The 11,490-nt window shown below is 44.3% G+C and carries 10 protein-coding genes; 5 read left to right on the forward strand and 5 right to left on the reverse strand.

Features of this window, described 5'->3' with window-relative positions; translation table 11 throughout:
- The first annotated feature begins 26 nt into the window (after positions 1 to 26).
- Positions 27 to 2,204 carry a TonB-dependent receptor gene (locus tag FG28_RS08605; protein WP_036386343.1) on the forward strand — a complete coding sequence of 726 codons (2,178 nt, stop codon included), beginning with the start codon at positions 27 to 29 and terminating at the stop codon, positions 2,202 to 2,204.
- A gap of 91 nt (positions 2,205 to 2,295) precedes the next feature.
- Here FG28_RS08605 and FG28_RS08610 read toward each other — a convergent pair whose 3' ends face one another.
- From FG28_RS08610 to FG28_RS08630, 5 genes are all read right to left on the reverse strand, one after another.
- Positions 2,296 to 3,186, reverse strand: coding sequence for a hypothetical protein (locus tag FG28_RS08610; protein WP_036381960.1), 891 nt, complete (start codon positions 3,184 to 3,186; stop codon positions 2,296 to 2,298).
- Positions 3,187 to 3,255: 69 nt separating this feature from the next.
- Complete coding sequence (locus FG28_RS08615) at positions 3,256 to 3,939, reverse strand: DUF6799 domain-containing protein (protein WP_036386344.1); 684 nt, start codon at positions 3,937 to 3,939, stop codon at positions 3,256 to 3,258.
- 150 nt (positions 3,940 to 4,089) lie between these two features.
- Entirely contained in the window at positions 4,090 to 6,657 is a 2,568-nt protein-coding gene (locus FG28_RS08620; RefSeq protein WP_081894282.1) for a TonB-dependent receptor plug domain-containing protein, read from the reverse strand.
- Positions 6,658 to 7,569 carry a FecR family protein gene (locus tag FG28_RS08625; RefSeq protein WP_036381967.1) on the reverse strand — a complete coding sequence of 304 codons (912 nt, stop codon included), beginning with the start codon at positions 7,567 to 7,569 and terminating at the stop codon, positions 6,658 to 6,660.
- A gap of 49 nt (positions 7,570 to 7,618) precedes the next feature.
- Positions 7,619 to 8,140, reverse strand: a complete 522-nt coding sequence (locus FG28_RS08630; RefSeq protein WP_036381970.1) for an RNA polymerase sigma factor — start codon at positions 8,138 to 8,140, stop codon at positions 7,619 to 7,621.
- Between the two features lie 107 nt (positions 8,141 to 8,247).
- Here FG28_RS08630 and FG28_RS08635 point away from each other — a divergent pair, with 107 nt between their 5' ends.
- From FG28_RS08635 to FG28_RS08645, 4 genes are read left to right on the forward strand one after another with little or no spacing between them, the layout of a single operon-like run.
- A complete protein-coding gene (locus FG28_RS08635; RefSeq protein WP_081894284.1) occupies positions 8,248 to 8,691 on the forward strand; it encodes a thioredoxin family protein in 444 nt (147 codons plus the stop codon).
- 10 nt (positions 8,692 to 8,701) lie between these two features.
- Entirely contained in the window at positions 8,702 to 9,733 is a 1,032-nt protein-coding gene (locus FG28_RS08640) for an FAD:protein FMN transferase (RefSeq protein WP_036381973.1), read from the forward strand.
- Positions 9,734 to 9,741: 8 nt separating this feature from the next.
- Entirely contained in the window at positions 9,742 to 9,951 is a 210-nt protein-coding gene (locus FG28_RS20450) for a DUF4266 domain-containing protein (RefSeq protein WP_081894286.1), read from the forward strand.
- A gap of 7 nt (positions 9,952 to 9,958) precedes the next feature.
- Positions 9,959 to 11,449: a DUF3570 domain-containing protein gene (locus tag FG28_RS08645; protein WP_036386347.1), complete on the forward strand. Its 1,491-nt coding sequence runs from the start codon at positions 9,959 to 9,961 to the stop codon at positions 11,447 to 11,449.
- The last annotated feature ends 41 nt before the right edge of the window (positions 11,450 to 11,490 follow it).

An 11,490-nucleotide genomic window follows, 5' to 3' on the forward strand; every position in this document is an offset into this window, starting at 1 on the left:
TTCAAAATACTTCAAAAACCCAACAAATGAAATTACGATTGTTTTTGGTGCTGTCCGTTTTTGGGATGGCATCCACTCTTGCGCAGAACACCCTAAACATTGTGGTCAAAGACTCTTTAAGTGGTGAACCCATGATTGGGGTCACAGCAGTTTTGGCATCGTTGGACAAAGGGGCCATATCCAACGAAGAGGGAAAAATAAAAATAGAAGATATTCCCAATGGAACGTTCCAATTGCGGTTAAGCTATCTTGGTTATGCCACCTTGGAACAAACCCTTACCTTTCCCTTGGATGATGATCGTCAGGTACGGACCATTTCCCTGATACCACAGACCGAAGAGATGGAAGAGATTACCCTGGTATCCACTAGGAGCAGCCGAACCATTGAGGACATCCCTACACGGGTTGAGGTCATCGCAGGGGAGGAACTCTCTGAAAAGGGAAACATGAAACCGGGGGACATTCGAATGCTGCTCAATGAAAGCACAGGAATCCGAACCCAACAGACCTCGGCCACCAGCTACAACTCCAGTATCCGTATACAAGGCTTGGATGGGAAGTATACCCAACTCCTTCGGGATGGGTTTCCCCTATATTCTGGGTTTGCCAGTGGGCTCAGTCTCATGCAGATCGCACCTTTGGACCTGAAACAGGTGGAGGTCATCAAGGGCTCGAGTTCCACTTTGTATGGTGGAGGTGCCATCGCTGGGCTGGTAAACCTCATTTCCAAGACCCCTCAAGATGAGCCTGAACTCAGCTTTATGGCCAACGGAACCTCTGCCCTTGGTCTGGATCTTAGTGGTTTCTATTCGGAGAAGTTCAACAAAGTGGGAACAACGGTATTCGCTTCGTATAATCTTGGAACGCCTTACGATCCTGCAGATATTGGATTGACGGCCATTCCCGAGTTTGACCGCTTTACCCTGAACCCAAAACTGTATTGGTATCTTAACGAAGGCACAGAACTGCTGTTGGGCATCAATGCCATTTGGGAGGACCGTCTTGGGGGAAACATGGACTATGTCAAGGGTGATGCTGTGGCGGACCCCTATTTTGAATCCAACGAAACCGAAAGGGTCTCCACCCAATTGGGATTCAAACATGCCTTTAATGACCGCAACCGATTTGAGGTCAAGAACAGTTTCAGTTTTTATGACCGTACCATACAAATCCCGGACTTTACCTTTTCGGGATACCAACGCTCGTCCTTCAGTGAACTTAACTTTTCAACCAGTTCGGAAGATGATGTGGAATGGGTCTTTGGCGCCAATCTGTGGACAGAATATTTTAACGATACCCGGGAAGATCAGACCGAAGCCTTGGACCAGTCCTACCAGATTTTTGGACTGTTCGCACAAAATGTATGGCCTATTGGTGAAACCTTTTCCGTAGAAACCGGGTTTCGGGCCGACTTTCATTCCAATTATGGGGCCATGGCACTCCCCAGACTGTCCGTGCTCTACGAGCCCAATAGTGCATTGACCTTTCGATTTGGAGGCGGCTTAGGGTATAAGACCCCCACTGTATTTACAGAGGATGCGGAACGACTGCAGTTCCGTAACGTACTGCCCATCAATACGGATGAAGCTGATCTGGAACGCTCCTTGGGCGGTAATTTTGATGTGAACTATAAATGGGTCCCCCTGTCGGGGATGACAATGTCCATCAATACGCTACTTTTCTATACTAAGATCAATGACCCCATGACACTGGTACCGAATGGAAACGGATTCTATGAATTCCTACAATACGGGGGGTATGTGGACACGCGCGGTGCTGAGGTCAACCTCAAGATAAAATATGGGGATTTTAAACTGTTCACTGGGTATACCCACGCCAATGTGAAACAACATGAAAATGGGACGGTCTCAGACTTTCCATTGGTGGCCAAGCACCGATTGAACAATGTGCTGATGTTTGAAAAGGAAGATAATCTCTGGGTTGGTCTTGAAGCCTATTATTACAGTCCACAGCAATTGGGCAACGGTGAAACAGGCGAATCCTATTGGATCGTTGGGCTGATGAGTGAAAAGAAGCTCGGGGAAAAATTTTCGGTCTTCTTGAACTTTGAGAATTTTTTGGACACCCGACAAACTAGGTTTGGCACAATCTATACAGGAAATATCAGTGATCCCCAGTTTTTGGACATTTACGCCCCTGTTGATGGTTTCGTGATCAATGGTGGATTTAAGATCAAGATATAGTTTTTCCAAAACAGGATGCTAAGAAATTATTTTCTTGGCATCCTACTCTTTAAACCATGGAATTCAATTTACACAAAGCGTGTGACCTTTGTTATTTTCTTTTCTTGGCAATGAACCAATAACTAATTCCCGCCGACCAATAGAATACACTCTCCAATTCCTCTTCAAAAACACCATCTTCGGTTGTCAGGGTGGCACTGCTCTGGGGGAATGCCCATACCGGAGTAAATGAAAAAATGAAATGGTTGTGATGGTATTGTAGTGGGATGCTCAATTCTAAGTTCAACAGGTTGAATTCTGAAGCCTCCGCAATTTCAACCGTGGTGGTCTCTATGGGTTCAGTGCTTCCGGCACCTTTGCCCTGACCTTTTCGGTTTCCCAAACGGCTGGTGCTGTAGTATTCCTGATAAAAATATTGTGACCCGGCAAACACAGATGCCCTAGGGGTTATCAATAATGACCGGTTGAACGCATAGAAGGTATGGTCCATCAACAAGCCCATGAAAATGTCAGGTGAGCTATTTTTATTGAAGTAACTGCTCACGTACACCGATAGTTCCACGGCCTTTAAATCATAGCTCAGTATCCCCGTGATGTCGGCCACGACCTCAGACTGCACATTATAGCTATCCTCATTGTAAAAATAGGCAGTTCCCGAAGCGCCACCGCTCCATTTGTTGGAATCGAACAAAAACCCAGCAGTGGTAAAAAACAGGTCCACCCGCTGCTCATCTGAACGGGTAAGGTAGGATGCAGATACATCCAAAAACAATCCGGATTTGTCATAATAACCGATGGATGGCAGAATATAAGGTGCCGCAATAGAGTCACGTCTACCCATAAAAAGGGCGTCGTTCATATAACTCAAATCCACCAAAAAATAGGATTCCTCAGTGTTTGAACTTTCCTTAGTGGTTTTCTGGGCATGGAGTTCAGTGACTGTACAGGCCAACATCAGCAATATGGGCAACAAACGTTTCATGGTGCTAAAATTCAATGTATATGAGATCTGGCTCCAGCTGGTTGGGGCCAGATCTTTATTGCAAACCCATTACCCGCTTATCCCTTTTTTCTTTTGGATAGCATTGGGCTTAACACCTTTTTTGTTCTTCATGTTTTTGATGTTCTTCATGTTTTTTTGAAGCATCATTTTTCGATGTTGATAGGTGTTCATGAATTTTTCCCCAGCAAGGTTCAAACATTCCCCATTTTGAAGTCGCATTTGCTGACGATCTTGGTTCATGTAGGTGCCATTTGGGTCAATACTTCCGCCATTGGCCAATTCTAACCGTTGTTGCAAACGATTTTGGGATTGGGTCCTAATTTGATACAATTCGCCATCAATGAGCATCACGTGGAACCTGTTTTGGTTTCTTTGTTGGATCTGCGCATTGGTAAGTCCCATGTCGTTCTGCATGATTTTATACCGATATTGATACTCGTTTCGGTATTTAATGCCATCATTGTCCAAACATTCCCCATCTTTTAATCGAAGTCTATCACGATCTCGGGTCAAATAAGAACCATTGGGATTCACAACTGTTCCGTCATTTAGGGTAATGGGGTCCTGTAAATGGATTTGATCGCGGTCACGAATTTGGAGCACGTCACCATCGACCAACATTAAACGGTCTCGATCTTGATCGGGATCTTGGACCCTGTCCCTATCCCTGTCCTGCGCCATCAGCGTAGCTGTTCCAAGAACGGCCAACGCCAGTAAAACTAATTTTTTCATGGTACTCGTATTTAAATAAATTATCAGGGATAAAAGTAAAACCATTAAAAAGGGGGCACAATGACAAAAGTCATGAAAAGCCTTTAAAATAAAGGGGTTTGGCGAATTTTTAGGTAACAAATGTTACATAATGGACAGGATACAATAAGCCTAAAAAAAGACCCTTACCGTGAGGTTTGGAGTGAAACCCAGCGAATGCCTATGGATCACTTGCTCTAAAATTAGTTCACCATTTTGTTGGGAGGTTCGGTGAATGATGGAAAGGGGTACAATACGATCGTAAATGTTAAGTACTGAGAAGCCCAGTTGCATTAGGGAATTGCTTTCTCTCAATCCAAACTGATAGACTACCGAAGCATCCAATCGGTGAAAATCGGGTAATCGCCCTGCATTTAAGGAGCCAAAACTCACTTGTTGGGTCTCCTCGTCATAGCTTTTGATGAGGGTAACTGGTAGGCCCGTGCGGTATTGCCACCCCAATGATAATTGAAAACCTTTCAATTGTAGGCTATTGGATATTCGAAAACTATGGGTGATGTCGTTGTTTCCAGAAAAGCTGCCTTCTTGAACTGCATCAAAAGTAAAATTGACATCATTGAAGGAGTAGCCCATCCAAAATCGATAGTTTCGGAAGCGCTTTTTAATAAGCAGGTCCATTCCCAAAATGCGACTTTTGCCCTCACTGAGTTCTGGCTGGGGAAGATTGAAACCTTGGCTGTAGGTGGTGAGCCCGGTAAGACGCTTGTGAAAAAGCTCTGCATCCAGAGTCCATCCCTTTTTGTCATAAAGAAGACCTGCTGAAATCTGGTTACCTTGTAAAAGTGGAAAATTGACATCGTCTGAAAGACGCCAAATGTTGTTGTCCAGCCGAAGTTCGGTTTGGTTGAATTCAATTAACTGCGAAATAGGTTGGTTGCGTCTCTCCAACCCAGCCCGAATCCGTGTCGATTTGGAGATGGGAAGTTCCAAATTCAAGCGGGGTTCCAAGTAAATATTTCCCAAACTACCATAATGCACCGCCCGAAGCCCTAATTTATAAATACCCGAACTGGCTTTGGTGATGGTATATTCCCCAAACAGTACATTTTTAAAATTACTCTCATTCACTGGTAGACTTATATTATTTTCCGGCTCAACATTGGATGTGGCGCTTAAGTCTATTTCCAAATTGGTATTGGAGAGTTGGTACCCAAAAGTCAACTGGTCATTGTTCTTAAACATTCTGTCTGACTTCAATTCCAAGCCAAAATCACTGATTTTGTTACCTCTGATATTGGTTTCCTCCAAGTCATTTTCGTACAGCTCTTCGTTTTTGTAATAGGAATCGTAAGATGAAAAGTAGGCGGTGATTTCTTCCGTTTGGGTTGGGGAGGTATGATGCGTCCAGTTGGCACTAACCCCGCCATTTCCAGTAGTAAGCGAATCTTTTTTGGTTTCTCCATCATTCATAAAGGAGAATTGGGTGCGGTTTCGGGTCATCAGCGCACTAATGGCAATCTTGTCCTTTGGGGAAGGTTGATATACATACTTGGCATTTAAGTCATAAAACCGAAAGTCATTGTCACTACTCTCGTAGGTGTAATCATCATCCGTGTTCACATTCAACGGGTTGCCACGGCTATCAGTTATGGCACCGGTATTGTTGAAAATTTTCCGTTCATACGCTTCATAGGTGGGTCCTTCAAACACATCCAAATAGGCATTTCTGGCAAATAGAGATAGTGATGATTTTTGGGACATGGGAATTTTTAGATAGCCATCCGCACTCAATCCATCAATCCCAATCCCTCCGGAAACCTTTTGGGCGACTTTGTCATTGGTAGTGATGTCGATGACCCCAGAAACCCGGTCTCCATAAATTGCACTGGTGCCTGTTTTATAGATTAGCGCCTTTTCAGTGGCGTACGGATTGAATCTTGAGAACATGCCGTACAAATACCCTGAATTGAAGACCCGAATATGGTCGAACAGCACCAAATTTTGATCCGAAGTTCCTCCATGGATTTGAATCCCCGATGCCGATTCATCCAAGCTGGAAACCCCAGGAATCATTTGGATGCTTTGCAATATATCTGGAGTGGTTTGCCCGGGAATGGGTCCCAAGGGTTTTTGGGTGAGGGTAATGGAACCATCTCTGTTCCGGTCAATCCCCGTGGTAATGTACGAGGTAACCACCACTTCTTGGAGTTGTTTGTAGACAGGTGAAAGATAAAATGCAGTGCAATTCTCTGTCGGTTGAACACTCACAGCACCATAACCCGAAACTTGGAGCAGGTAGTGCGACTTTCCTGTATGTTCAAATTGAAGGAACCCTTTTGGATTGGTTTCGAGCACCAAGGTTGAGTCGACTACGACCTGATTTTCCGTAATGGGCAACAGCGTTTCTCGGTCCAATAAAGAAATGCAGATTCGGTTTGGATTGGAAATGGGCGTGATAATCACCTGGGGCTGTCCTTCAATTTTTTCGAAATGAAGTCCTGTTTGTGCTTCGAGTACGGCAAGAAGTTCAATCAAAGTGAGTCCGTCCACCTGAACCGTAACCGTTTTCTTATTGACCATATCCTCCGCAAAGGAAAAACTGAGTTGGGTGTCCGCTTCCAATTGGCCAATGACGTCTTTTAGCGGGGTATTCTCAAATCCATAAAATAGATTTTCTTGGGCATAGGTCATGCACATGCCCAATAGGAACACTAAAAATAGGATACCAATTTGCCTCATCTATTCGCCAGACAAGGTAACAATTCTTTTGTCTGCGGAAATATGATATGTGATGCCCATGGGTTCCATGGTGGTTTTAAGGGCATTTTCAAGGTTTTTGTGCGTAAATCTTCCGGTAAAGAGACGGTCAATTTGAACCGAATTCAACTCAAAAGTAACGGGAAATTGAACCGATAGCTCCTCCAGAACTTCAGAAAAAGGCTGTTCCATAAAAGATGAATACCCTTTTTTCCAATCGGGGGCATCTGCTGAAAATTCTGTCTGCTGTAATTGACCTTCTTTGATTTCAAGTGCCATTCCCTGCGAGAGTTCGGTGGGGTTGGACTGGGTTAATGGGGTAAAGACAATGACACCTTCATAGCATTGCACTTTAAAATCCTTTCGGTCCCGTATGTTGAATTGGGTGCCCAATACGGCAATGGTTCCTTTACGGGTATTGACGGTAAAATTTCCGCTCGGTTGCACATCAAAAAAGGCTTCCCCTTCAAAATCCACAATACGGTCTTCTTCCCAACCAAATCGCTTGTAAGATAATTTGGAGTTGGCATTTAGCTCAATTAGGGAGCCATCGGCAAGAAGTACGGTCTCATTTTCGCCAATACCAGTGGAATAGGTTTTATATCCGTAGAAATAGGTATACCCTGCAAACAACAAAGCAATGGATGCGACGGCGGCCACCCACCAAAGCCGTCTTACTTTTGGTTCTTTTTGGACATTTTTGTTCTTTTCGGTCACCAATGCCAATGCCTTTTCCACATCAATCTCAGGACCATTTAGGGACTGGGCCGTATTGTCAATGGCCATAAGTTGCCTGTAGACATCAGATGCCTCGAACCCTGCCAACTCCTCTGGAGTCAACGCTCCGGCTATCCATCGGGTCAAAAAATCTTCATTGGCGTAATTTTCATCCATAGGCACAATTGCTCTTATTTAAATGACAGTTGATTCCTCTTTCACCCTATTAAAATTTTAAATCTTTTCCCAAAACCTCACGGAGTTGAAGCAAAGCTTTGCTCATTCTTCGTTCTATGGCCTTTACACCGACCCCAGTTATTTCGGCAATTTCAGAATAGGTTTTCTTTTCTATTCGGCTCAATAAATACACTTCCCGTTCTTTTGGTGGCAAGGAGGCAATGGCGGATTTCAATTTTTCATGGAATTCCTCCATCTCCATTAAATATTCAGGACTTTCATAATCCACGGAAGGATTCACCTTTCTCAAATGCTTCAAGACAATTTTCTCATGCTCTTTTTCATTGAGAAATGCATTGTTGGCCGCACGGTAGAGGTATGCCTTCACTTTGGAAAAAGAAACGGTGGCACACAATTTCCAAAGCTTCACAAAAACATTCTGTACAATGTCCTCCGCCTGTTGCAGGTCCCCACATTTATAATAGACATATCGCGTCACCGCCTCATAATGTGTGCGGAATATTCGGTCGTAGATTTTTTGCGCGCAAATGGATGGTTCTTCCTCTGTCATGTGCTGATTAGGGCGAAACTGCTTTTCAAACAAAAATAATTAGAAAAAATAGGGTGTATGGTTTTTTGCCTGTCTTAGTAATGAAAAAGAATTGTAACATCTGAACTATGCATTGTAAAAAATGGTTGACAGCCTTCTTTATGGGCTGTTTTTTACTCATACAGAACCTCACCGCCCAAGAGTGGCAAACCAATTTTGAAAAGGCCAAGGACTTGGCCCAAAAGAAGGATAACCATATTGTTTTGGTCTTTCAAGGGTCTGACTGGTGTGCGCCTTGCATTAAGCTAGATCGTGAGGTTTGGAGTACCGCAGAATTCCAAAATCTGGCCAAGGACCATTTTGTGATGCTCAAGGCCGATTTCCCCAGAAAACAAAAAAACAGATTGCCCGAAGCGCAAGAGGAGCACAACAAAATGTTGGCCTCTAAATATAATCCTAATGGATACTTCCCTTTTGTGGTGGTGTTGGATGCATCGGGAAAGGTGTTGGGCGAGACCGCCTATGAAAAAACTACCCCAAAAGCCTATTTCAACAAGTTGAACGCATTCTAATAATCTGAAGATGCCCAGGATAAATCAATTCTTATTGAATACCGCCCTTTTCCTTTTTGTGATTTCTGGGTATTCCCAAGAAACAGATACTGCCGGTCAACTTCAAGTCTTTCAGCGGACCCTGAAATTGATGGGCAGCCGGTTTGATTTGACCGTGGTTGCCGAAAATCAAACCCAAGGTGATGCTTATTTGGACATGGCCATTGCTGAAATTTCACGCATTGAACGCTTAATTTCTTCTTGGGATGCCAATTCGCAGACGTCCAAAATCAATCAAAATGCTGGGGTGGCTCCGGTGAAAGTGGACCGCGAACTTCTCAATCTGATTGAAAGGGCCATCAAAATTTCAAAATTGACCCAGGGGGCCTTTGATATCAGCTATGCTTCCATGGACCGCATCTGGAAATTTGACGGTTCTGTTATGGAAATGCCATCCGAAGAAGCCATAAGACAGTCGGTAGCCAAAGTGGGCTACCAAAACATTGTGTTGGATCAAGAAAAGGGTACCGTATTCCTGAAGAAAGAAGGCATGAAAATCGGGTTTGGTGCCATTGGAAAAGGATATGCCGCGGATAGGGCCAAGGCCTTATTGCTGAAGAATGGTGTCACTTCCGGAATCATTAATGCTTCTGGTGATCTCAATGCTTGGGGCACCCAGCCCGACGGTAAGGATTGGATGGTAGCCATCGTGAACCCGCTCAACAAGGAGAAGGTGTTCTCTTGGTTGCCGGTAAAGGACCAAGCAGTGGTAACATCGGGTAATTATGAAAAGTTCATCATCCTAAACGGAGAACGCTATACCCATATCATCGACCCAAGAACAGGGCATCCCAGCAAAGGGGTACGCAGCGCGACCATTTTTACCGCAAATGCGGAATTGGCCGATGCGCTGGCCACTTCAATTTTTGTGATGGGAGTGAATACCGGCTTGGACTTCGTGAATCAATTAAAGGGGGTGGAGTGCATACTGGTGGACGACAATAATCAAATCATCACCTCCAAAAATATTGCCCTTAAAGCGGTGGAAACCCAAAGTAGATAAATCCAATTATGAAGAAGATTTTAATTGCCCTCTATTGTTTGTCAAGCCTGTCGTCCTGTGCAGTGCTCCATGAGTATGAAAAAGTCAACATCAATGACCCAGACATGGTTTTGGCTGATAAAAAACTGGCAAAATTCGAGACGAGTTATCAGGTGTACCGCGAAGGCGCTTCTGGTGGAAACGGTGGAAAAACTGGTGGGGGTTGTGGTTGTAATTAGCAGGAATATGAACAGATTTTGGTTGATACTTTTATGCATCCCCATTTTTGGGGCGGCCCAGCAGGAGAATGTCAATTCCTATAAAAAACGGGTCTTGGAAACCACCGAAGTGGATATCCTTTCCAGCTATTACGAACAGACCGGAAACAATGCTTCCGTCACTGGAGGTATCGGTAACGAAAAGCTTACCGATGTAGCACCATCCATTGTGGTAAGCGTTCCATTAAATGATGACGATGTGTTGAGTGTGGATGTGGGCATCTCTACGTACACCTCTGCTTCTTCCAGCAATTTAAACCCGTTTGATGTGACCGGTTCAGGGGGGTTAAGTGGAGCTTCCAGTGGTAGTGGAGGCGGTGGCGGAGATGACGACGACGAAGAGGATGATGATAACAATGGAGGAAGCTATACCGGGGCCATTGGAAGTCCTTGGGTGGCCTCTTCAGGCGCATCCCGCCAAGATACCTGGGGAAGTGTTAACATTGGATATTCTCACAGTTCGGACGATCGTGACCAGATTGTGAGCGCCAATGTGTCTTTTGCCACGGAGTATGACTACACCTCCATTGGTTTTGGTGGGGGCTATACGCGACTTTTCAATGAAAAAAATACGGAACTAAGTGTCAAGGGAAGTGTGTTCTTGGACCAGTGGAATCCCAGATATCCTACTGAGTTGGATAGCTATCTGGAAGTGGATGGGAATCTGAACGCCGGATTCTTCTCTGAGGTGGATATTTGGAATAGGAATGGGGTTCTTACCGATAAACAGAGTGCAAATACATGGCGACCTGTGGATGGTTTCAGTTTGATTTCTGATAAGAAAAGGAACAGTTTTGCACTATCGGTTTCTTTGTCGCAGATATTGGGCAAGAACACTCAAATTTCAATCTTCGCCGATTTGGTGCAACAACAGGGATGGCTTTCCAATCCCATGCAAAGGGTCTATTTTGCGGACGTACCCAACTATTTTATTGGAAATCCCGCCAGTATTCCCTTTTACACCTCTGCACAGAACAGGGATGTGTTCATGTTGGCCGATGATATGGAACGCCTGCCCGACAACCGTTTCAAGATACCGGTGGGCATCCGTTTGAACCAGTACATCAATGAAATTCTGACCGTACGCACCTATTATCGCTACTATTTTGATGACTGGGGGTTGAGGTCCCATACTGCAAGTGTGGAGCTTCCGGTGAAGATTGCCCAGAAATTTACTCTTTATCCATCCTATCGCTATTACACCCAGACCCAGATAGACTATTTCGCGCCGTTTGATGAGCATTTGTCAACCAATCAATATTACACTTCGGACTATGATCTTTCAGCATACGACGCCCATCAGGTTGGGTTTGGAGTCACTTACACGGACATTTTCACCCAGTTCAAGACTTTGGGATTTGGCTTAAAGAGCATTGATGTAAAGTATAACAACTATCACCGGACCACTGGCCTAAAGGCCAACTATTTTGGTCTGGGATTCAAATTTGAAATGAATTAGAGAGTAAGCTTTTAAAAACAAAGCTCATTTATATATTGAAT

Source organism: Muricauda sp. MAR_2010_75 (assembly GCF_000745185.1).
Classification (GTDB): domain Bacteria; phylum Bacteroidota; class Bacteroidia; order Flavobacteriales; family Flavobacteriaceae; genus Flagellimonas.